The sequence below is a fragment of the Pseudogulbenkiania ferrooxidans 2002 genome (genome assembly GCF_000174355.1).
Taxonomy (GTDB): domain Bacteria; phylum Pseudomonadota; class Gammaproteobacteria; order Burkholderiales; family Chromobacteriaceae; genus Pseudogulbenkiania; species Pseudogulbenkiania ferrooxidans.
Genome location: NZ_ACIS01000008.1, coordinates 263,630 through 286,935, shown reverse-complemented (window position 1 = coordinate 286,935; position 23,306 = coordinate 263,630). Strand labels below are relative to the sequence as shown.

Here is a 23,306-nt window from a genome sequence, read left to right as displayed (position 1 = left end):
TCGACGCGAACACCACAAGCCATTGATGCACAAGCAAACCCCATCCGAAAACAAAAAGGGTTGGCCGAAGCCAACCCTTTATATGCGCCCTCAAAAATCGCGGCCGGGCTGCGTTTAGCTGACCTTGCGCTTTTTCTTTGCCGCCGGCTTGGCTTCGGCAGCCGCTTCGAACTCCGGCACCAGCACGAAATCGATGCGACTGCTTTCCAGGTCGGCCCGCACCACCTTGACGGTCAAGCGGCTGCCCAACTGGTAGCGAGCCCCGCTCTTCTCGCCAATGATGGCCTGGATGTCTTTACGGTAGTGGAAATAGTCCTTGCCGAGTTCGGAGATGTGCAGCAGGCCCTCTACATAGATACCGTCGAGCAACACAAATACGCCAAAGCTGGTGACCGCACTGATTTCCCCGGTGAACACCTCACCGATCTTGTCGCGCATGTAGTAGGTCTTGAGCCAGGACTCCACGTCGCGACTGGCATCGTCGGCACGACGTTCGGTCATGGAACAGTGCTCACCCAGTTGCGACCATTTACCCGCCTTGTAGTGACGTCCGGCCAGCACCGCCTTGATGGAGCGATGCACCAGCAGATCGGGATAGCGGCGGATCGGCGAGGTGAAGTGGGTATAGGCGTCATAGGCCAGACCGAAGTGACCGATATTGTCCGGACTATAGAGAGCCTGCTGCATGGAGCGCAGCAGCATGGTCTGCAATACCGGGGCATCCGGACGGCCGTGGATCTGTTCGGCCAACTTGGCGTAATCCTTGGCGGTCGGGGTTTCGCCCCCGCCCAACGCCAACCCTACCAGCTTGAGATAGGTGTTGAGGTTTTCCAGTTTTTCCGGCGTCGGGCCTTCGTGCACGCGGAACAGGCAGGGGTGCTCGTGCTTGAGCAGGAAATCGGCCGCGCAGACGTTGGCAGCGAGCATGCACTCTTCGATCAGGCGATGGGCGTCGTTGCGCACCACCGGCACGATCTTGTCGATCTTGCCACTCTCATTGAACACCATCTGGGTTTCGGTGCTGTCGAACTCGATGGCGCCGCGCTCTTCCCTAGCTGCCAGCAGTACTTTGAAGAGGCTGTACAGAGTTTGCAGGTTGGGCAACATCGGGTGATCGGAGCCATGCTGCAACCAATCCCACACGGCGTTATAGGTGAGACGCGCCTTGGACTGCATCACCGCCGGGTAGAAACGATATTGTTTGACCTCGCCTTTGGCGCTGATCTGCATGTCGCAGACCATGCAAAGACGCTCGACGTCGGGGTTGAGCGAACAGATACCATTAGAGAGGGCTTCCGGTAGCATCGGAATGACGCGCCGCGGGAAATAGACTGAGGTCCCTCGCTCTACGGCATCTTGATCCAGTGCGTCCCCCGGCTTGACGTAATGACTGACGTCGGCGATCGCCACCACCAGACGGTAGCCGTTGTCGACCCGCTCGGCGAAGACGGCGTCGTCGAAGTCACGCGCGGTTTCGCTGTCGATGGTGACCAGCGGCAGCTCGCGCAGGTCTTCCCGACCCTTGTGATCGCTCTTGCGAACCTTCTTCGGCGTTTCCTGGGCCTGCTCGACCGCCGCGTCCGAGAAGACGTGAGGCAGATCGTGCTGACGCAGCGCGATCTCGATTTCCATGCCGGGGTCGGCGTAGTTGCCGAGGATGTCCACCACCCGGCCGATGGGCTGACGGTAGCTGTCCGGCTGCGATGAAATTTCGACGATCACCACCTGGCCGTGCTGCGCGCCGCCTTCGCCACCGGGTTCGATGAGGATGTCCTGATTGATACGCTTGTCTTCCGCCACCATCAGCCACACGCCGCGCGACAGGTAGATGCGCCCGACCAGCTTCTGTACCGCCCGCTCCAGCACTTCGACGATGCGGCCTTCGTTACGGCCACGCTTGTCGGTACCGGTGATGCTGACCATGACTCGGTCGCCATGCAGCACCTTGTGCATTTCGCGCTCGGACAGAAAGATGTCTTCGACGCCGGCTTCTTCAGGAATGGCGAAGCCGTAACCGTCACGATGGCCGGATACCTTGCACTTGATCAGTTCCAGTTTTTCGGCAACGCAGATGGCGCCCTTGCGATTGATGATGATCTCGCCGGAACGCTCCATGGCCTGCAGGCGACGTTCGAAGTAGCGAAACTCATCCTTTTTGATGTCGAGCATCTGGGCGAGCTCGTCCGGCCATAGAGGCACACCCTGTTCGGTGAGCAGCTGAATGACGAACTCCCGGCTCGGCAAGGGATTGTCATACTTGAGTTTTTCCCGCTCAAGATGGGGATCCTGCAAACGCAGGGAAGCATTTTTCTGTTTTTTTTGTTTCGAAGGCATTGACAATTTCTGGAGGCTCCTTATAATTCGCATCTCATCGCAGCACTGCTGTGGCGCAGATGATACAGCAAAGCGATGCCCAGGTGGCGGAATTGGTAGACGCACTAGGTTCAGGTCCTAGCGGTGGCAACACTGTGGAAGTTCGAGTCTTCTCCTGGGCACCAGCAAACGCTGATGCCGTAGCAAGTGATGTGATGTAATACAATTTATACTCCGTGCCCAGGTGGCGGAATTGGTAGACGCACTAGGTTCAGGTCCTAGCGGTGGCAACACTGTGGAAGTTCGAGTCTTCTCCTGGGCACCACGGAATAGTTTGAAGATGGGCTAAGCATAGCCGGTCTGTAGTTACAATTTAAAGTTTTATGCCCAGGTGGCGGAATTGGTAGACGCACTAGGTTCAGGTCCTAGCGGTGGCAACACTGTGGAAGTTCGAGTCTTCTCCTGGGCACCAGACAAAAGCCGTTGAGTTCAACTCAACGGCTTTTTGTTTTTCCGCCCCTCTCCCCTAGCGGCTGGTCCAAGCCCCCGCGCCGCGATCGCTGTTGCTCAGCGCCTATTCCAAACAAAAAAAACAGTCGTTCCGACTAGCACACTCTAAAGCTCTTACTATAATTTTTTCAAGCAAGTAGTTGAGTACAACGCCATTATAGGCAGCGCCATGTACACGAACCACTATGGCTTGGCCGATCCGCCGTTCTCGATCGCGCCGGATCCGCGCTTCCTCTTCATGAGCCAGCGGCATCGCGAAGCGCTCGCCCATCTGATGTACGGCATCGGAGGGGACGGCGGGTTTGTGCTGCTGACCGGCGAGATCGGGACCGGCAAGACCACCATCTGCCGCTGCTTCCTGCAGCAATTGCCTGACAATTGCGACGTCGCCTTCATCTTCAACCCGAAGCTGAACGTGCTCGAGTTGCTGTCGACGATCTGCGAAGAGCTCCACATTCCCGCCCCGCCCGACCACACCAGCAACAAGGCCTTTACCGACTGCATCAACGACCATCTGTTGGCGGCCCATGCCCAGGGGCGGACCACCCTCCTCATCATCGACGAGGCACAGAACCTGGACAGCGACGTGCTGGAACAGATCAGGCTGCTGACCAATCTTGAAACCAACCAGCGCAAGCTGCTGCACATCATCCTGCTGGGCCAGCCCGAGTTGCGCGACAAACTGGCGCGGCCGGAATTGCAGCAGCTCTCGCAACGCATCGTCGCCCGCTACCACCTCGGACCACTGCAGCCCGAGGAAATCAGCGCTTACGTCCACCATCGGCTGGATGTCGCGGGGAGCCGTCGCGCCTTGTTTTCCCCCTCACTCAGCCGCCTGCTGTTTCGCCTGAGTGGCGGGATACCGCGCAAGCTGAACATTCTGTGCGACCGCGCCCTGCTCGGTGCCTACGTGCAGGGCAAGGACGAAGTCGACCGCGAGATACTGCGCCAGGCGGCCAAGGAGGTGTACGGCCAGAGCGCGCCCCGGTCGTGGCAGAAACTGGTGATTGGCCTGGGGGCCTTGCTCAGTGCCACAACCCTGGCGACGGCCTTGTTTTATTACGCCGAGCCCTTTGCCCCAAACCGCCCTGTTCCATCGCGTCCGGGCCTGAAACCGTCCCTCACCAAACACGCCGCTCCGGCCACCTCGTCGGCCCGCGCCATGGGCACGGACACGTCAGCCGTATCGACCCCGGCCGTTATCGCGCAGAGCGCAGGCCCGGACGGAGTGAGCCTGGCTTACCGGGCTCTGCTGGTACGCTGGGGCATCCGCTTGCCCGTCGACGACGAGGCCAGCACCTGTCTGCAGGCGGAGGCGTTCGGGTTGCACTGTCTGAGCGAGTCCGGCGACCTGGCGCAATTGCGCCGCCTCGACAGGCCGGCCGTGCTGCAGCTGCGCCTGCCGGATGGGCGAACGGGGTACCTCTTGCTTTCCACCTTGCAGAACGACCACGCCGTCCTGATGTCCGGCACGCAGACGTTCACGCTGCCGGTCTCTGCCCTGAACCAACTCTGGAGTGGGCGCTACACGCTGTTATGGAAGGCGCCGCCCAACTACCGGGCACCGCTGGCGCGCGGCAGCCGGGGATTGATGGTGTCCTGGTTGAACCATCAGTTCGGCCAACCTCTGGAACCTTTGGCGGCCACGGCCAAGAACCCGGTGTTCGATGCCCGACTGGAGGAACAGGTGATGCGCTTCCAGCGCGCAGATGGTTTGCCGAGCGACGGCATCGTCGGGCCGCACACGCTGATCCGCCTGACCCGCAACAGCGATACGACCTCTCCGCGCCTGCTTGGCATGACCACGAAAAACCCAGGGATGAAGGGGTAGTCACGATGTCATACATTCTCGACGCCTTGCTGAAGGCCGACCAGGAACGTCAGCGCTCCGCGGCGCCCACCCTCCATTCGGTCCACGTGACCAGAACCATTACTTCCACCGGCCCGCACAGGCGCTGGCCCAATCTGGCGCTGCTGGCGCTGCTGGGCGGAGGCCTGCTGGCCGGTGGCGCCCTGTTCGTGATGCGCCCCCCGGCGGCAAAGCAGTTGGCCCAGGCGCCACGCCCCCAGGCCGATGCGCCGACCTTACCGAAAAGCCAGGCCTGGCGGGGAAATCAGGACGGCCGCGCCATCCCGCCACGGCAGGAATTGGACCGGGCGGCCCCGACCAGCCAGACGCCCCCTCTGCCCGCCACGACAGCGGAGGAAAAAATCGCCCCTCCAACAGCCGTCCAGCCAAGCCCTCCCCCCCTCCCCTCCGTGGCCAAGATCCGGCGCGAAAAGCCCTCCACTGAAGCGCGGCACCATGCCGAGACCCCAGCTCCAGCGCAACCCGCAGCCACGGAGGCGGCCACCGCGACGCCCGCCCCCGCAGCAGCCGACCCCGCTCCTTCTGCCAACCTCAAGCGCAGCAACCGGGTCATCGACTTCGGCGAGCTGCCGGCGGAACTGCGCAAGGAGGTAGAGAAGAATGTGACGGTCTCCGGGGCCTCGTATTCGGCCGATAACAATGAGCGCATGGCCATCATCAATGACCGGGCGCGCCGGGCCGGCGATGAAGTCGCCGCCGGCATCAAGCTGGAAAGTATCTTGCCAGACGGCATCATATTGAATTACAAGGGATATCGTTTCCGCACCGGTATGTATTGACAGCAACAAGCTGCACACCCGACTGAGCTTCTTGATCAGTCTCCGATGCAGCAGAGGAATCACCATGAACGCCTGTTTTACTCTTTCACCGCGCTTGGCGACTCGCCTAGCCGTGCTGTTGCCGGCGCTCCTCCTGACAAACGGGGCGTGGGCCGACATCTATGCCTTCAAGGATGCCGACGGCACACTGCACTTCAGCAACGTGCCACAGGACAAGCGTTACGCTCTGCTCATGCGCACACCGAAGGAGGCCCCGGCCGACAGCTCGGCGCCGGCAGGTGAACGTTCCGCCCGCCCCGCACCGGCCATCGACCCGCAGCTGCGTGCCCGCGTCGCCGGCCTGATCGATGACACCGCCCGCGCCCTGAACATGGACGCCGCGCTGCTGCACGCCGTCATCGCCGTCGAGTCGGGCTACAATCCGAGCGCGGTGTCCCCCAAGGGCGCCATCGGCCTGATGCAGCTGATGCCGGCGACGGCACGACGTTATGGCGTGGCCGACCCCTACGACCCGGCGCAGAACATCCGCGGCGGAGCGCAGTACCTGCGCGATCTGATGAGCCGCTTCGACAACGACCTGAAGCTGACGCTGGCGGCCTACAATGCCGGCGAGCAGGCCGTCGCCCGCTATGGCAATACTATTCCACCGTATAAGGAAACCCTGAATTATGTCCCTCGCGTCATGAGCGGCTTGGCTCGCAATCAACAGCAACCCTGACACGCTTTAACCGACATTCCCACCCCGAAAATGCCAGCATGAACAGTATTCCGCCACCGTATTGCCACGCTCATATTTTAAATATTTTTTTGAATTACTTATTAGAGAATACTAGCATTAAGCATGTGGCTTGCCCTCATGGCATAGGGAGAAGACAAAGTTAGACCTCCCCGCCGTCATCCCGGAATAGCACCATGCTCGCGAGCAAAGCAGAAAATCCCGCGTGTCGTTTGACGGTTTCTCGTGCGAACAAAAATAACGAAGATAGATAGCTTTGGTGGAAATTTGGCAAAAAAAGGGGATCTTGCGTGCGATTCCTTTAGGGAGGAACCGCCTTTGAGTGTTTCAAAGGAGGTGTATCGTGGGTACACATTGTTTCAAAAAGCTGTTGGGAACGCTGTTGATGGGCACAGCCTTCTCACTAGCGGGCACGGCGCCAGCGTTGGCTGACAACCCGGCCGACAACTTCCAGCTTGATGGCGACATCCTTTCCAGCACCGGCGGCCCCGCCGGAAAACCCGACTGGTCGGATATTTTCACGGGGCTTGCTCCCAGCGCGGGAGCCACGGCCAAGTCGCCCTTGCCGGCTGGCTTCACTTCGGCCAGCTTCCTTGTCGATTTCTTTCCGGCAACCACTGCCGACAACAGCCTCTACGCCACCGGGAGTAAGGACACGCTGAACATCACCCCGGGCTGGCAGTGCAAGAAGACCAACAACGTCAACGACAAGGTGGATATCAACAACGCTTACGCGGTTGCGTACACCAAAACAGTCGGGACGTCGGATGGGAAGCCGCACCTGTTTGTCTACTTTGGCCTGGATGTGGCGTCCAATGACGGTACCAAGGATGTCGGCTTCTGGTTCCTCAAGGATCCGACCGTCAGCTGCCCCGCAGGCAACGGCACGACCAGCTTCACGGGCACTCACACGGACGGCGACATCCTGATCGTTTCCGAATTCACCAACGGTGGCCGCGTAAGCACGATCAATGCCTACAGGTGGAACGGCGGGGCCGATGGCTCACTGGGCCCGAACCCGGTTGCTTCGGGGGGTGAATGCGACGGCACGGCTTTTGATGTTTGCGCCAAGGTCAACGGGGCCGTGCTCAACGGCGACGGCAACACCCCGGACGTGCCCTGGCTGGTGAAAACCAAACAGTCCAACCCGAGCAGCACGGACTACACCAGCTCCAAGGACCTGGACATCGGCGAGTTCTTCGAAGGCGGCATTGACCTGACCTCGGCAGGCATCTCCGGGTGCTTCAACCGTTACCTGGCCGATACCCGTTCCTCGACGTCGCTCGGCGCGACCATCTTCGACTTTACGCTGGGCAACTTCTCGAACTGCAGCATCGGTGCCACCAAGACTTGCTCTGCGGCTTCGGTAAACAGCGACTTCACCACCTTCACCAGCCCGTTCACGGTCACCATCACCAACGACAGTGCTGCCGGCACGGTCTACGACGCCAGCTTCAAGGAAACCTTCACCTTTGGGCAGACCGGCGAGACTTGCAAGATCAGCAGTGTCACTGGCACGGGTACGGCAGTGGTGGATGCGTCTGTGGTCAATACGCAGCTCGAATCGGGCAACCTGGTCAAAGTGGCCAGTTCGCTGGGCCCGAACGACAGCGTGATTGTCGGGGTTTCGTGCACGGGTGCGCTGAACAGCTTCCAGGATTCGATCCATGCCGTGGCCGGTTCGTCGGCAGGCTTGAGCGATATCCAGAAAGATGCCGTCGTGAGCAGCGCCAGCGCTGCCGCCTGCCAAGCCACAGTCCAGGCTGACCTAGAAATCACCAAGGTCTGCAAAGGCATGCAACTGGTTGCTGGTTCCAACTCGCTGATAGCGCTGAAGGCTAACGTTGAGGTTACTGTGACCAACCCAAGCACCTCCAATCAACTGGTCACCATCAACACGCCGACGGACACCAAGGTCAGCAGCTTTACCCAGGTCGACTGCTCGACACTGACCGCGCTGCAGACCCCTGACCTGGTGCTGTCGCCGAACGAGACGGCCTGCTTCACCGGTAGCTACAACCCGACCAACACCGATCTGGCGAACCCGCCGTCCACTGCCGCCTTCTCCGATGGAGCAAGCGTCACCGGTACGGGCAGCATAAAAGGGACATTCACCGCCGGCCCGGCACAAGCTACCTGCTACCTCTGCGACGCAGATGTTGATGGCATCCCGGATGTCATCGACTGCCTGACCGACTCTCAGTGTGGCAAGACACCACAGTAAGCACCTCTTCCTGACAACCAGGGAAAACGAGGGCGATGAGTCGCAAGACTCATCGCCCTTTTTCATACCTACAGCAAATCGACCAGCCGTGCAGAGGAGAGGCGGCAGCCCGAATCTCCTGCCTTACTTGGTACGGCCCTTGCCTTTGGTCGTGGTCGTGCTGGTCGACGAGGTACCGATGACGTAGCTGGCCGAGCCGCTGCCGCTGTAGGCCGTCGCCGCCGTGTTGGTTGCCTTCCCGCTGATACTGTAGGTACCCGCTGCTGCCGAGGAGGACGAGGTGACGGTATAGGTGGTCGAGGACACACTGCCCGGGCCGATGTTCAGACTGGCGGCGGCCCAGGTGCCACTCCAGCCGCTGGGCACGGTCCCCTGCAGGCTGAAGGTGGAGGCGCTACAGCCGCTGCTGTCGTTGTTGGTGACCGCCACGGTGTAGGTTACCGCCGTCCCCGCGAGGACAGAGGAGCTCTGAGCGGGGGATATCGCCACCGAGGGATTGGCTCGGGTACATGCCGTCTTGGCAAACGTCACATCGATGCCGATACCGGTGCTATTGGCCCAAGTGGGGGTGATGGTCACCCCGGCAGAGGCATCCGTATAGCTTTGTCCCACCACCAATGCAGGATCCGCCAGATCGGCCCCGGTAGAGGAGGAAAGGCTGCCGGGAGTCATGTCGAGGGAGAAACTGCTCGAGGCATCGCCATCCGTTCCGGTACGCACCAGAACACCACCGAAAATATTGGCCGGCTGATAAATGCTGTTGGTGCTGAAGTAATAATCGACCCCGATCGGCTGGCGGTATTCCAGGTAATACCAGGTCTTGGCACCGGTAGTGGGATCGGTGCTCTTGAGAATCTTCAGCCCCTTGGGGTTGCCCCCACCCGCACTCTCCATAGGCTCGATCACGTAACTGCCGCTGCTTTGCACCGTAGCAATAGGGGGCGACACGTTGTAGTTCAGCCAGCCCAGTCTTTCTTTTTGGAAGGCGTTGAAGTGCCCGGTTTGCCATCCCATGAGATCGACATGGTCGCCATACTCGATGTAGCTGCAACTGTTTCCCGTGGGGCTTACATCGCAATCGAGCCCGTGCGAGTGCCACAAGCCGAGCGCATGACCGAGTTCGTGGCCAACCACATCCAGCTTCATGAAGCCATTGATGAAGGATTGGGACGGAACAGTGCCGACCGACGACAAGCCCCCCCAGGAACAACTACTGGTATTGGGAAAGACATAGACCAAGTGAGCGTAGCCGGAAAGATCGACCCCGGCGGCGCTGGCCGCCGTTCTGGCCGCTGCCGCGATGTTGTCGGTGTTGCAGGCATCCGTGCTGTTGATCGGCAGCGTGTACCAGCCGAAAACGTTGCCGGCAAACCAGGTCTGCTGGTACGAGTTTTCCAGATAGAAGTTGTTTACCGTGCCACTGGCGGTACCGAAGACAAAGCTGTTCCAGTCGGCGAGCGTCCAAGGCTTATTGGTGGGCTGGTCCTGGAAATTGACCAGAAGTACCGCGGTCTTTTGTTCGCCCAGCGCGTTCAAACCGGATGCGGGGGCAGCGAGCACCTGGTAGCTGGTCGTGCCCGTCGACTCCAGCATAATGGTGTTGCCGCTCTGTGTGCCCGTGACCCGAACCTTGCTGCCCGGGGCATTTCGAGGATGGCCCTTCTTGAACTGAATCTCGTAGCGTACGCCCGCATCTGTTTTCAGGAAGTAGCGGTTATGGCTCTTCTTGTTCTTGAGATCATCTGAGTGCAGAACCTCCAGGGTACCCTGGAGTTGGACTGACTGCGCGGAGGAGGAGGCCTGAGGGCTGTTTTTCAAGCCAGCCGTAGATTGGGCAAAGCTGGGGGAGGCAAAAAAAAGCAGCGTCAGCCAGCAACACATCAGGATGTAGTGCAGGCCGACGCGCTGGCCGGATAATCCCCCTGAATGGCGAAGCATGAGATTCCTTTCTTCATTAAAGGAAACCCCACCGCAACCTGACCGGTCATTTCGCCAAGGCTATCAGGATAAAAAAATGCCCCTATCGCAATAACAATAAACCCTTTTTTGTTTTGCCATTTTTATTATCGTGATAACCATTTATTGTTTTTGGTAGCCAATAACCTGCCACGACAAGGCGCTCTTTTTTTTCGGCGCCGTCAGCGGTGAATGTTTCCTATGTTTGCTTAACATTGGCAGGCTCACTATACACCGTCAGGCACAAATGGCAATCGACTATCATGGAGCCGACAAAAACAAGACATTTGAATGGAACAAATCACAAAAAGAACAAAAAATCATATTTTTATCACGTAAACTCGTCACACCCACAAAAACCGGTAATCCAAATGATGTATTTATACATCAATTAATATGTTATTGGAATAACAATTTATCAAACAAAAACACTACCGGCAAAAACCATTGGACATTAAATAAAAATACCCCTTGGCGAACCAAGGGGCTTTCACGTGGAAAATCTGAGCAGGATTATTGCTTGGCGACGTTCTCACCCAGCAATTGCTCGATCCTTCCGGCAGGAACAGCACCGGCGACACGGGTGCCGTTTTCAAAAATCATCGTCGGTGTACCGGTAATACGACGGGAGCGTCCGAATTCGGCCAGTTTAGCGACGGGATTGTCACACTCCCCCTTTCCTTCAGGGATAGTCCCATCCTGCATGGCGCCCAGCCAGGCTTTGGCCCGATCCGGCGCGCACCATATCTTCATGGATTTGGTGGTGGAGCCAGGGTGCAGCTGTTCCAGTGGGTAGAGGAAAACGTAGAGCGTCACGTCGTCGACCTTGCGCAGCTCGGTCTCGAGTTGTTTGCAGAATGGGCAATCCGGGTCTTCGAAGACAGCCAGCTTGCGTGAACCGTTGCCCTTCACGATCTTGATGGCTTGATCGAAAGGCAGTTTGTCGAAGGGCATTTCGGTGAGTTTCTTCAGCCGCTCTGCGGTCAGGTTCTGGCGGGTCTTGGCGTTGACCAGGCTGCCCTGGATGACGTAATTGACCCCTTCATCGGCGTAGAGTACCTGCCCACCCATAAAAATCTCGTACAGCCCCGATAGCGGTTCTTTCGTTACCGACTCGGCCTTGGCGCCGGGGAAGCGCTGTTCGAATAAAGACCTGACCGATTTTTCATCGGCCCAGGCGCCATTTGCCAGCCATACCAACGCAATCACCGATCCCAGCAATAAGTTTTTCTTCATGACTCTCTTCCCTTTTTGCAGACAGAAAATGCGGAACAAGTAAAATTAGATATAGTTCAGGGAGGGAAACGATGCTGAGGATTCATCGTGCTGATAGCCCAGTTCATTGGGACAAACGGGAAACAAATGAGTGAGGATTACTAAGCGGCATTGCCTTTGACATAACCGTAGATCACGTTGCATCCACGCCCCCGCAGTTGCTTTCGCAATTTTGTATTACTCGTCAACAAAATATTTCCGATCAGCAGCGTCGATATTCATCGTCAGGGATATTTATTTCCAATAGTTGACATCATTATATTTTAAACATGACGTTGAATCTTTCGAAACCACATCCTAATATTTACTGTGTGTCTTTCTCTTACGCTGGAGGCAAGCCTATCGGTATGTACCGCTGCACCCGCCAATAAGCCTATGCCCCATCGGTCCATTGAGCAGGACAACTTGTTCAGTGCCGAATGAGGGAATAACCCGATAAGAAGTAACATCAATAAAACATCCTGGCGATATTGTCGCTGGTCATAGGGGAATCAAGCGTGCGATTCCTTGGCAGGAACCGCCTTTGAGCAATCAGAGGAGGTAGAAAAATGGACTCCAATTGTTTCGGGAGACGTCGGAAAGCTCCCAGAACGCACTCATCCGCCACGGCGATGACGCCGGGTGGCGACAAACGACCTTTTCTAACGTTTTTCAGACTGCTACTCACTACCTTGCTTCTGGTACTCGGTGCGAGCCCTGCGTTCGCGACTGATCCGAGCCATGTCAATTTCACACTGGAAGGCTGCCGCAATGACGGCTCCATCACCTTCCCACCTGGAGGCCCCTTTGTTTGCCCTGATGCGGCCTATACCACGGGCAACCTTGGCAAGGGCTGGAATGAGCTGGATCTGGTTCCGCACCGCGTGACAGCGGCGGCGGGCAATGCAGCACCATCAAACCAGACCTATACCATTGCCGTAGTGGCCGACAACCTGAGCGGAACCGCCTTGGGCTATGACGTCATTTCAGTCCCCGTGCTGAACACCGCGTTGTCTAGCGCCTCGTGCACCGCCCCCACCGTCGGTCCTCAAACGCAAATGTCCCCGGGACTGGGTGGACTTACCGCGTCGATCTATCGCCTGCTCACCATCAATCAGGCCCAGAACACGACCTGCGTGTATGACTACCATGAGCGCCTGGCACTGGGTTCCCATTTGTTCCCGGGATCGTCGCTTCACTCGAACCTCGCACTCTCGACTGGAGCATCCACTGTTGATTGCTCAGGGCTTGGTTGCCGCGATGTTTCCATCCCGGTGAAGGAAATCCTGCCGCAGAAGCTGGACAAGAACATGAGTGCGGCACAGGGTGGCGACCAGGCGTGGAGCCTGAAAAAAGAAGCCAACCCGGCGGAAGTCTCGTTCGGCGATGTGTGCGTGAAAGATGCGCCGCTTGAAAAACCGGTCACGATTACCGTGACCTGGACTAAAGTCAGCATCATTCCGGGAACGATCTCGGTGACAGCCAACATTACGGCCACCAACCCCGCATCGCGCACCATTACCGTGGCAGTAAGCGACACGATCTACCAGGGTACGACACCGTCGGTACCACTGGACACCGCCAACCTCGGATCGTTTGACGTGCCCGCGAACTCCTCGCATGTGTTCACCCACACGGTCACGTTGCCATCCTCGGACGGCAATATCGGTGACTTCCTCAACGATGTAGCCACGGCCACGTATACCGACAAAGATACGGGCATTACCGTACCGGGAAATACCAGTGCGACGGCCAAGGCACAGATCACGGCAGGGACCATCAACAACTCGACGGTCAGCATTACCGATACCGAGTCCATTACGGGCACGGGTCTGACGTTCTCGGTTGCGACACCATCGGTTGGCAGCTTCACAGGTGGATATATTGCCGGAACTCACACGGTCGGTCCGGTAGGGTGGAGTTCGGGAGCCCAGACGGATAGCGGTTCGGTGAGCTTCAACAAGACGATCTACCTGGCAAGCCTGCAGGTCACCAGTGGCGTATTGAGTGACTCGGCCACTCTGACGGGTGACAATAATGTCACCTTGGCGAGCGCCGGTCCGCTCAATGTCAATATTTCCTCGTCGGCTTCTGTTGCGCTGACAATTGACAAGGTGATCGATAACTCCAACCCAACGTTCCTGTTTGCGGGTGACAAACTTGACATTCTGTTCCATGTCTCGCGAGCCAATGACAGCACGTATGGAGAAGACGTAACCATCTCGTTCACTGGAGGAGGTGCGACCGAACTGACGTCGACCCTGACAGGTCTGGTGCCGGATAACTACACCGTGGTGGAACAATCGGCGACGTTCACGCCGGCTGGCTCCAATACCGGTCAAGTCATCGGCCTATCGGATCCATCGGGCACGACGAAGACCCAGGACCTCACATTGCCCAACTGCTCGGGTACAGTTAAGTACAATGATCAGCTACTGGCTGGCCCGGCATCCGCACAGGTTCAGAAAATAACCGATCCGCTATTGCAGTCTGGCGATCCGGATTTCACCTGGACCTTCACCCTGCAAGGGCCGGGACTTCCGCCAGCCGGAATCCAAGCTACGGCCAATGCCGGCGCGGGCTATGTGGACATTGGTGGTGCCCTGCAAGAAGGCACGTTCACCATGACGGAAACGCTGAAGAGCGGTTGGCAGTTGGATAGTGCGACACCGAATGACGGTGCCACCACCACCATCTGCAGCTTCGCGGTGAATTACCCAGCTGACGCAGGCAAGCTGTTCCAGTGCTCGTTCCACAACACCAAGCTTGGCAAAGCAACCGTTGTCAAGACGCAGAGTGGCGCGGCACTGACAGGCACGGAGTCGTTTGACTTCCAGTTGAGACAGGGAGCCAGCACGACGCAAGCCGGGACTACGCTGGAAACGGCCACCGCCAATGCCGCCAATAATGGCACGTTCACCTTCAGCACCCTGCTGGTTCCGGGTACGCACTACCAGCTTTGCGAAGTGGTACTGCCGGGATGGCAGACTTCGCTGAGCAGCGCCTTCACGGTGTTCAACCCGGGTGGTGATAACAGCGTGCTGTGCACCGACTTTACGGTAGCAGCAGGTGAAACCAAGTCGTTCGCGGTAGACAACACGCCGCCTCCGGGAGGTAACGCTCGGACCATCGGCTTCTGGAAAAACTGGACAGCCTCCTCTTGCAAGCAAAGCAACGGGAAACAAGCTCCGGTACTTGACCAGACCCTGGCCTTGGCAACGCCTCCGGGCGAACAGGTTGGTACCCTGTACCTGGATGGTTCCAGCACTGATGTTTGCTATGCAGTCTTGCTACTCAACAAGTCCGACATCTTGACGGGCAAGAAGATGGCAAGCAATCCGCTGTACGGTTTGGCAGCCCAGCTTCTGGCCGCTGAACTGAACGTCACGGCAGGTGCGGCGATTTGCCCGGCAGTCAGCTCTGCCATTACTCAGGCGAACGCCCTGCTAGTGAAGTACGGCTTTAATGGCACCGGCTCGTACAGCAACCTGACCAAGGCGGATGCAACCACCGCCAACAATCTGGCCTCCAAGCTGGACGCTTACAACAACAACCTGCCAAGTGCTTGCCAATAAGGGATGGCAGCTTTGGCACCTTACGAAAGCCCGGCTTCGGCCGGGCTTTTTCACGACTAGCCGTTTTCTTGCCCCCATCACCCGACATCACATCCGGCTTGCCGAGCATGAGCGGCACACTGGGGACAGCGACCGAAAGAAAAAAGCCCGGCTTGCGCCGGGCCTTCGAATCAACCTTGCTTTGCCCATGATCGGCTTGGCAGGTTGCCCCCTTGTTCGTCTAGCGGCTGATCTGGATCGATACCATGGCAGAGGCGGTGCTGCTGCTGTCGCTGATGGTATAGCTGAAGCTGTCGCTGCCCTTGTATTTGCCGTTGGGTGAGTACGTCACGGTGCCGTCGGCATTGATGACTGCTTTCCCATGTGCGGCAGCACCGACGGCGATGACCGTCAGTTTCTTACCGGCCGGATCTGAATCATTGGCCAGCACGGGAATATTCACCGGCGAGGCTACTTTGGTTGTCGCGCTGTCATTCACAGCCACCGGCGGCTGGGTGGTAGTAGTCGAGCTTGTCGCGAGGGCGTAGGTCGCTGAAGCCGATGCCTTATAGCTGGTGGCGGAGCCATTGGTGGCCGTCGAGCTCACCCCGTAGTAACCGGTCGTGGCGGTCGTGGGCGACGTCACCACGACCGAGGTGCTGCCGCTGCCCCCGGGAGCCAAGCTCAATACCGAGCTAGCGGAACTTACCGACCAGCCGGACGGAACCACCGTGTTCAAGTTGAACTGAGAACTGGAGCAGGCGCTTGAGTCCGTATTGGTGACGCTCAAGGTATACGTTACCGCCGTGCCCGGAGTTACCGTGGGACTTTGCCCGGGAGACAGGCTGACAGTCGGGTTGGCGTGGGTACAGGTCGACGTCGATGCCGTTTGGCCTGCCAGGCTCACACTCACACTGGTGCCAGTGGAACTCACCGACTGGACGGTGACGGTGATGCCGGCCGTGCTGTCGGTAAAGCTTTGGCCCGCCGTCAAGGCCGGGTCAATCCAGTCGTTGGTCGAACTGTTCGGCGTCATGTCGAGCAGGTAACTGCTGTTGCCATCGCCATCGGCCCCCGTATGGACCAGCACACCGCTGACCACATTGGGATAGCTGGAGAGATAGGTATCTTGCCCCAGCGCCTGTCTGAGTTCGACGTAATACCATGTCTTGTTTCCCGTAGTCGGATCGGTGCTCTTCAGAATCTTCAGCGCCTTGGCGCCGGTGGTACTGGTTTCATATGGTTCAATCGCATAGGTGCCGGAGCTGCTCACCGTCGTGATTGTCGGCGAGGTGCCGTAGTTCAACCAGCCAAGCCGTTCCTTCTGAAAGGCATTGTAGTGGGCGGTCCCGGCCGGAGCCCCCATCACATCGAACGGGTCTCCATATTCACTGCTAGTGCAACTGCTGCCGATACTGGTCGCGCCACACTCCATAGAGTGGGAATGATACAGGCCAAGATTGTGGCCCATTTCGTGGGTTACCGCCGTTGTGGCCAAACGGCCATTCAACCACGCATCGGAAGGAGAGCCACCGACCGTCCCCATGCCGCTCCAGCCACAGGTACTGTTGTAGGGGAAGATGTAAACGAAGCGGGTGTACGGGGAGAGATCGATCCCCGCATTGGCCGCGGCGGTATTAGCCGCAGTGGCAATATTGTAGTAACTGCAGGTTTGCGTCATCGGGAGGGTGAGCCAACCGTACACGCTCCCCGTCAGCCAAGTCTGTTGGCTGGAGTTTTCTTTGAAATAGTTGTTGGCCGAGCCGAATACCGTGCTGTTGACCTGGGTCGTGGTAAACGGCTGAGTGGTATTGTCAGTGAAATTGACCAGCAGCACTGCCGTGTTCTGTGCACCAACCGCGTTGGGCGCGGGCATCGCCAAGACCTGATAGGAACTGGTGCTGGAATCAAGCGCCAGTACGTTGCCACTTTGCATCCCTCTCACCTTGATTCTGGTGCCGGTCAGATGGGACGGGGCATGCTTCTTGAATTTCAGCTCAAAACGCTTGCCGTCGTTGGTGCGCAGGTAACGTTTGAAGGAGCTGGTTTTGTCGAGGTTATCCCAGTGGATGACTTCGAGCACACCTTCGCGTTCGACGGCGGAACCGGTTGTTGCAGCAGCCTGATTTTGAGAGGTGGTCTTGGTTGATTGGGCAAGGCTTGGGCCAGAAGCCAGCAGCGCCAGGCCCAACAGCAATCCCGGCATGACACGGGTAAACAAGCCCCTTTGGCCGCAGTTCGCGGCGGCAGTTCCAAACATGAGGTTCCTTTCTCATTGTCTGGGAAACTCACCTGCCAACCCGACCCGAATGCGAACAAGACGAACCCGCCCTTTCCTGTACAGGAACGTGACCCCCTTTGGCCCCCCCTGAGGAAATGACTGAGCAGCGATCGCTTCTTGCTGCGGCCACACCTTATTTATTGCCTTGGCTCCTGTTTTTATAAAGAGAGCCTGGTGTGCGCCAAAACGCTATCAGTCAAGTCATTGCGAATGCCCTGGAACCGGACATCGCCAGTGATTTTTCCCTGATTTCTAATAGATCAGGCCCTCACTATACACACCAAAACGGGATTACCGAGGCCGTTTCCCGGCCTCGGCACCAGATAAAACAGACTCACTATGCCTTTGTTTTAATTAAGAATATGTCATTAACAAAACAAGATAAAACACGGCCAGTTACGGCAAAACTATGGGGTATTTACAACGCTCGCCAAATGCTTCGAAACCGGAGGGAAGATGATGATGAGCTAGGCCGATGAATAGCTGGCGCGGGGGCGGCGGTGCGCGGCAATACGGTCTGGAAGCCTTGAATTCACTGCACGGCGGGCGCCTGGGTCTGATCGTCCGCCGTATCCTCGCTGTCCTGCGCGTCGGATGTCGACGGGGTATTTTGGCTGCCGTTGGCACTACCCGGCTGCACCAGCTGATAGCTGAATTGCCAGCGGGAATAGCGCGGGGCGCCCTTGAAGGCGGCATCCGGCGCCGCGAAGTTGTCCACCTTGATCGGGGTGCCGCGCGCCAGGCTGTAGACCCCGGCGATGCCTTCGTCCGGCGCCTTGAGCAGCCCCCATTCCTGCTTGCCGGTCATCGGGTCGAAGTAGATCTTGCGCAGATAGCGTTGGGTGGTGGGATAGCGCTTGTCCAGCAGCAGGTCGTCGAGGGTGCGCGGGTAACGCTTCACCCCGCCGGGAGAGCGCTCGTAATACTGGCGGATGGCGTCGCGGAACTGGTGGCCGACGAACAGCAACTGCTGCTCTTTCTGGCGCCGGATCACGGTGGACCAGACCTCGCCGGTAGCGGCCAGCAAGGCCCCCATGATGGCGACCAGCATCAGCACGCCCAGGTAGGTGAAACCCGACTGGTGCCGGCCTGCCGTCCCCCTTCCCCAGGCCCGGGAACCGTTCTTCGGCCAACCTTGCGCCATGCTGTTGCGCCTCGCCATGACTACCACTCGCTATACGCCGTGCCATCCTGCCCCTTGCCGGTGGCTCCACTCTTCACGTCGTACACCGCGCCCTTGGACGGATCGTCCGGGGGCACCACCACCCAGGTCGTCGGGCTGTCGGTGAACGGGTCTTTGGGCAGGTTGCGCAGGTATTTGCTGGACACCAGCTCGTCGAGGGTATCGGGATACTTGGCGCGGTCGCCGTAGTACTTGTCGATGGCTTCGCGCAGGGTGGTCAGGTCGCTGTGCAGCACCGCCTCCTTGGAGCGCTCCAGGCTGCTCAGGTAGCGCGGCACGGCAATGGTCAGCAGCAGGGCGATGATGCTCATCACCACCATCAGTTCGATCAGGGTGAAGCCGCGTCGATAACGTCGGCGCCCACCGCATCGCTTGTCCTGTTTCATCCCATGCACCCAGCTTGTCGATGGCGTGGCGTCAGCCAGGGCTGGCGCCGCGCCGCAGAGTTTGTCGCCCACCCGGTCGCTCCCCGCGCACCGGCCCGACGTCCTTGCCCGAGCGGCGACGACGCGGAGGGGTCGCGTCACCATTGCCGGTAGGGAATGCCGTTCAGCCCGCGCGCCTCCGTCTTCGAGTAGACATCGTAGACATCGTCGCCCTCTTCCGGCGCGTCGGCGGGGCTGGCGTAACTGCGCTTGCCCCAGGTATCGGCGGCGGCGACCAGGGCATCGTCGCGGGCCATCGGGTCGCGCGGAATGCGGCGCAGGAAGTAGAACATTTTCTTCTTGTCCGGATCCTTGGGGTCGGGCACCCCCTCCACCAGGATCTCCAGCGAGGTCGGGTAGCCGGAGGCATCGGCCGCCTTGGGGATACGCCCCTCGTCCACCGCCTTCTTGTAGGCGTCGATAGCCTCCCGTATCTGGGTCAGAGCCAGACGCAGTTCCTGCTCCTTCTCGCGCTGCACCGCGAGCTCGGCCATTGGCAGGGCGATGCTGGCCAGCAGGGCGACGATGGCGACCGTCACCATCATCTCGATCAGTGTGAACCCTGCGCGCCCAAGACGAGCGCGGCGCGATGGCTGGAACGGTGTCACCTCATCGCCCTCCTCCGCCCGCCACGCTCACTTGGCCGGTGCGGCCGGTGCCGCAGGCTGACTGGGCGGCGCCGACTGATACGGCACGATGCCGGGTATCGGCACCATGGCCGGCGCGCTCGGCGCGGCCGGAGCCGGGGCCGCCGGGGGTTCAGCCGGCGCGGCCGGGGCCACGGGGGACGAAGCGCTCTGAGCCGAGACGCCCCCCACCACCGCCCCCATGCCGCCGATGCTGCTTTCGGTGCCGGCGCGGAATTCCGAGATCTGCCGGTCGGGCAGGTCCAGGTTATGCACGATATGCGGGGTGATCAGCAGCACGATTTCGGACTTGGAACGGCTGTCGTTGTTGCTGGAGAACAGGCGCCCCACGATGGGGAGATCGCCCAACCCGGGAATCTTGGTGATGGAGCGGCGGTCTTCGTCCTGGATCAGCCCGGCCAGCACCTGGGTCTCGCCATCGCGCAGGCGCAACGTGGTATCGGCGGCACGCGAGCCGATCTGATAGGCGGTGCTGGTGCCAAAGTCCACCTGCTTGACGATGCTGCTGACTTCCAGCCCTACGTCGATGGTCACGTCGTCGTCCAGGCCGATGCTCGGCTTCACCTCCAGTTTGACCCCGACGTCGAGATAAGACACCGACTGCGCGATACCGGCGTTGACCACGGCGGTACTGGTGAACACCGGGACCTTGTCGCCAATGTGGATCTTGGCCTTTTCATGGTTCTTGACGCGGATGCGCGGGTTGGCCAGCACGTTGGCGTCGGTATCCTGGGCCTGCAAGTGGAGCACCAGGGCCGGGTTGGCGATGAACGTGGTCAGGCCGAGTGGATTGTTGCGCAGGTTGATCACCCCGCTGGCCACCGTAGCCGCCACCCCCGGCGTGACGACCGGCGTGACGGCGCCGGTCGTCGGGTTGGTCACCGTCCCGGTCTGCGTGCTGGTGCCGCCGGTCAACAGGCCATACCCCACCTGGCTCGGCCAATCGATCCCCAGGCTCTGCAGACGCGCCCGATTGACCTCGACCACCTCGACATCCAGGATCGCCTCCGGCTCGGCCAGGTCCTGCGAGGCGATCAGCCGTTCGGCCACCTTGACCGCCTCCGGCGTGTCGCGCATCACCACCAGGTTGCGCTTGTCGTCGACGAACACGTCGCGCGTCTTGAGCAGGGCGCGAATCAGGTTGGCGGTGTCCTTGGCCTCGGCGTTGGCGAGATAGAAATTCTTGATCACCAGCTCCTGGTAATCCTTCTGCTTCGCCGGATTGTTGGGGTACACCATGATGGTGTTGTCGTTGAGGACGCGCCGGTCGAGCTGATTGGTCACCAAGAGCAGCTGGATGGCGTCCTCGATGGTGCTGTTGCGCACGAAGATGGTGGCCTTGAGATCGGGCCGCACGTCCTTGTCGAACACGAAGTTGATGCCCGAGGTGCGCGAAATCACCTCGAACACCGCCTTCAGCGCCGCATCGCGGAACTCCAGCGTGATCGGCCGCGACAGCGCCGACTTGAGCTGCGGGCTGGCCAGCGTGTCACGCGGCTTCGCCTCGTTGAGCTTGCGCTGCAGAATCCGGGCCTCGCGGTGGCGCGGATTGTCGGCCAGCACCTGCCCCACCAGCGCCATGGCCTGGTCCACCGACCCCTTCTGCTGCAGGGCCCGGGCGTCGTCCAGCAGCTTGCTGTGGCGACGGTCCATGGCCAGGCTGTCCAGCCCGGAATTGGCGCGCTGGTTATACGGGTCGATCTTGAGGATGCGGCGATAGCCGGCCTCGGCCTCGTCGAAGTTGCCGTTCAGCTGCGCCGTCACCGCCTGCGCCAGCCACTGGTTGACGGTACGCTCGCGCTGGCTGAACAGGTAGGCCTTGTATTCGGCATTGGTGGGGGATTCCTTGACCGCCTGCTCCAGCTGGGCGAAACCTTCTTCCGCCTTGCCTTCGGCCAACATCCGCTTGCCTTCGACGAAGGACTTGTTGCTGGCGCACCCGGCCAGGACAGACAGGGCGACCAGCATGAGAAAGAGTAAGCGTTTCAATTTGCTCCCCCTATTTCCAGGGATTGCTGCATGCTCAGCGGCAGGAAAGTGAACGTCATCGTCGGTGGCGCGATGTTGTCCACCCGGTAAACCCCGTCGACGACGTCCCCCGTTTTCAGTGCCAGGTTACGATCCCCCTGCGTCACGAACACCGTGACCTGATTGCCGTCGATCACCTTGCCCAGATAGCTGAACGGCAAGGGCGGTGGCGCGGGCGGTGCCGGTTTGGGCGGCGGCGGCGGCACGAACCAGGTCTGGCGGGCAAAGATATTCTTCACCTCCTTGTCCTCGCCCTCCGCGCCCGCGCCGCGCGGCAGCGTGTCGATGCTCATGGCCAGCAGCACCGGCGCCTGATCCTGCGGCTTGGCGCCGGCATGACTGCGCGGCTCGACCCCGACCACCGCGCGGGAGGAGCCCTCCTCGCCGCCATCCGGCCACACGGCCAGCAGCAGGGTGAGCGCCAGCGCCCCGCCCAGCAATGCCCAGCGTTGTCGTTGCGACAGCATGCTCATGCCCCCCGTAGCAGCACCACCAGGCGGACCGTGGCGTCCAGCTGCTCCTGGCCGATGTTCTCGCGCCTCAGGCGCAGATCGGCCAGCATCGCCGCCGGATTGTCCTCTAGCACCTGGGCCAGGAACGCCCGCAAGTGGGTGTACGAACCGCTCACCGGCAGGCTGATCTCGTAGCGCCACAAGCGGCCGCTCTTGTCCGGGGAGATCTTGTACTCGCCCTTGGGCAACACCAGCGACTGCGCCTCGGCGGCGGCATAGATCTTCTCCAGCCAGACCGGCGCGCTATCACGCGGCGGGAACGACTGGTAGAAACGGGCCAGGCGCAGCTCCGGGCCAAGCTCGGGCTTGCGCGCCGCCTGGCGCAGGCGGGCGATGTCGCGCTCCTGCTCCCGGTCTTGCTGCAGCAAGGCGGCCTCGCGCTGCTGCAGCGGCAGCGTCACGGTGAGGTGAAACAGCCCCGCCCCCAGCACGGTGGCCAGCAATAGCGCCCCCGGCCAGCCCAGCTGCCGCAAGGTGTAACGCAAGCGTGGCAGCAGGGTGTTCATGGCTCGGGCTTCCACGCCGCCAGCACCGAGAAGCGGAACGGCTTCTCGTTATCCTGCTGATTGATGTGATGCTCCAGCAGCACCACGCTGCCCAGCCCCGGCTGCTGTTCCAGCCGTTCGATGTAGCTCAGCATCGCCTCGCGCTTCTTCACCTCGGCGGTAATGCGCACGCTGTGCTTGAGCGGATCGGGCTCGACCGCCAGCAACGCCACGTCGTCGGTCTTGCTCTGCTCCAGCGCGGAAAACAACGCCGGCCAAGGCTGGTTCAGGCTCTGCCAGACCGCGTTGGCCTGGTTGATCGCCTGATCAAGGCCCTTGTCGCGCGGGCGCTCGCGCGCCGGCTGCAGCCGCTGCAGGGTGTGCCGGTTGTCGGCCACTCGCTGTGCCCGGCGCTCCACCTCGTGCGAGACGGAGAGGTAATACCAGGCGCTCAGCAGCAGCACCAACAGCGCCGCCAGCACCATCAGCAGGGCCTTGCCGGCGAGCTTTTCATGCTTGCGCACATAGTCCAGCTCGATCGTGTGCATT

16 protein-coding genes and 3 tRNA genes are annotated in these 23,306 nt (G+C 59.9%); 8 read left to right on the top strand and 11 right to left on the bottom strand.

The genetic code is table 11. The features are described from left to right. Positions 1-114: 114 nt before the first annotated feature. Entirely contained in the window at positions 115-2,334 is a 2,220-nt protein-coding gene (gene rnr, locus FURADRAFT_RS15530; protein ID WP_081455964.1) for a ribonuclease R, read from the bottom strand. A 77-nt stretch (positions 2,335-2,411) separates the two neighbouring features. Here rnr and FURADRAFT_RS15525 point away from each other — a divergent pair. The 7 genes from FURADRAFT_RS15525 to FURADRAFT_RS15495 all read left to right on the top strand — a co-directional run bounded on the left by FURADRAFT_RS15525 (position 2,412) and on the right by FURADRAFT_RS15495 (position 8,432). Beyond that, positions 2,412-2,498 (top strand) — tRNA-Leu (locus FURADRAFT_RS15525). 53 nt (positions 2,499-2,551) lie between these two features. Continuing rightward, positions 2,552-2,638, top strand: a tRNA-Leu gene (locus FURADRAFT_RS15520). A gap of 60 nt (positions 2,639-2,698) precedes the next feature. Continuing rightward, positions 2,699-2,785: transfer RNA gene (locus tag FURADRAFT_RS15515), tRNA-Leu, on the top strand. Positions 2,786-2,992: 207 nt separating this feature from the next. Continuing rightward, on the top strand, positions 2,993-4,654 hold the full coding sequence (locus tag FURADRAFT_RS15510; RefSeq protein WP_008955102.1) for an ExeA family protein: 1,662 nt from the start codon (positions 2,993-2,995) through the stop codon (positions 4,652-4,654). 5 nt (positions 4,655-4,659) lie between these two features. Then, entirely contained in the window at positions 4,660-5,472 is an 813-nt protein-coding gene (locus FURADRAFT_RS15505; RefSeq protein WP_008955101.1) for a general secretion pathway protein GspB, read from the top strand. A 64-nt stretch (positions 5,473-5,536) separates the two neighbouring features. Further along, positions 5,537-6,190, top strand: coding sequence for a lytic transglycosylase domain-containing protein (locus tag FURADRAFT_RS15500; RefSeq protein WP_008955100.1), 654 nt, complete (start codon positions 5,537-5,539; stop codon positions 6,188-6,190). A 361-nt stretch (positions 6,191-6,551) separates the two neighbouring features. Further along, positions 6,552-8,432, top strand: a complete 1,881-nt coding sequence (locus FURADRAFT_RS15495) for a hypothetical protein (RefSeq protein WP_008955099.1) — start codon at positions 6,552-6,554, stop codon at positions 8,430-8,432. A 123-nt stretch (positions 8,433-8,555) separates the two neighbouring features. Here FURADRAFT_RS15495 and FURADRAFT_RS15490 read toward each other — a convergent pair whose 3' ends face one another. After that, positions 8,556-10,370, bottom strand: coding sequence for an NEW3 domain-containing protein (locus FURADRAFT_RS15490; protein ID WP_008955098.1), 1,815 nt, complete (start codon positions 10,368-10,370; stop codon positions 8,556-8,558). A 531-nt stretch (positions 10,371-10,901) separates the two neighbouring features. Further along, the gene (locus tag FURADRAFT_RS15485; RefSeq protein ID WP_008955097.1) at positions 10,902-11,624 is read right to left on the bottom strand and encodes a DsbC family protein; all 723 of its coding nucleotides are present in this window, start codon (positions 11,622-11,624) and stop codon (positions 10,902-10,904) included. 710 nt (positions 11,625-12,334) lie between these two features. Between FURADRAFT_RS15485 and FURADRAFT_RS15480 the strand changes: the two genes are divergently transcribed. After that, positions 12,335-15,217 (top strand): autotransporter outer membrane beta-barrel domain-containing protein, encoded by a 2,883-nt coding sequence (locus FURADRAFT_RS15480; protein WP_236261603.1) that lies wholly within the window; start codon positions 12,335-12,337, stop codon positions 15,215-15,217. Positions 15,218-15,437: 220 nt separating this feature from the next. On the opposite strand, the gene FURADRAFT_RS15475 is transcribed toward FURADRAFT_RS15480, so the two are convergent. The 8 genes from FURADRAFT_RS15475 to FURADRAFT_RS15440 all read right to left on the bottom strand — a co-directional run bounded on the left by FURADRAFT_RS15475 (position 15,438) and on the right by FURADRAFT_RS15440 (position 23,305). Continuing rightward, positions 15,438-17,456 carry an Ig-like domain-containing protein gene (locus FURADRAFT_RS15475; RefSeq protein ID WP_008955095.1) on the bottom strand — a complete coding sequence of 673 codons (2,019 nt, stop codon included), beginning with the start codon at positions 17,454-17,456 and terminating at the stop codon, positions 15,438-15,440. A 553-nt stretch (positions 17,457-18,009) separates the two neighbouring features. Beyond that, positions 18,010-18,639, bottom strand: coding sequence for a type II secretion system protein (locus FURADRAFT_RS15470; protein WP_236261602.1), 630 nt, complete (start codon positions 18,637-18,639; stop codon positions 18,010-18,012). A gap of 2 nt (positions 18,640-18,641) precedes the next feature. Continuing rightward, positions 18,642-19,046, bottom strand: a complete 405-nt coding sequence (locus FURADRAFT_RS15465) for a type II secretion system protein (protein WP_008955093.1) — start codon at positions 19,044-19,046, stop codon at positions 18,642-18,644. Positions 19,047-19,183: 137 nt separating this feature from the next. Beyond that, positions 19,184-19,693, bottom strand: a complete 510-nt coding sequence (locus tag FURADRAFT_RS15460) for a type II secretion system protein (protein WP_008955092.1) — start codon at positions 19,691-19,693, stop codon at positions 19,184-19,186. A gap of 27 nt (positions 19,694-19,720) precedes the next feature. After that, entirely contained in the window at positions 19,721-21,721 is a 2,001-nt protein-coding gene (locus FURADRAFT_RS15455) for a secretin N-terminal domain-containing protein (protein ID WP_150105084.1), read from the bottom strand. Next, complete coding sequence (locus tag FURADRAFT_RS15450) at positions 21,718-22,227, bottom strand: hypothetical protein (protein ID WP_236261601.1); 510 nt, start codon at positions 22,225-22,227, stop codon at positions 21,718-21,720. The genes FURADRAFT_RS15455 and FURADRAFT_RS15450 overlap by 4 nt, the downstream gene beginning before the upstream one ends. Before the next feature lie 2 nt (positions 22,228-22,229). After that, complete coding sequence (locus FURADRAFT_RS15445; protein WP_008955089.1) at positions 22,230-22,778, bottom strand: hypothetical protein; 549 nt, start codon at positions 22,776-22,778, stop codon at positions 22,230-22,232. Beyond that, complete coding sequence (locus FURADRAFT_RS15440) at positions 22,775-23,305, bottom strand: hypothetical protein (protein ID WP_008955088.1); 531 nt, start codon at positions 23,303-23,305, stop codon at positions 22,775-22,777. The genes FURADRAFT_RS15445 and FURADRAFT_RS15440 overlap by 4 nt, the downstream gene beginning before the upstream one ends. Position 23,306 lies beyond the last annotated feature (1 nt).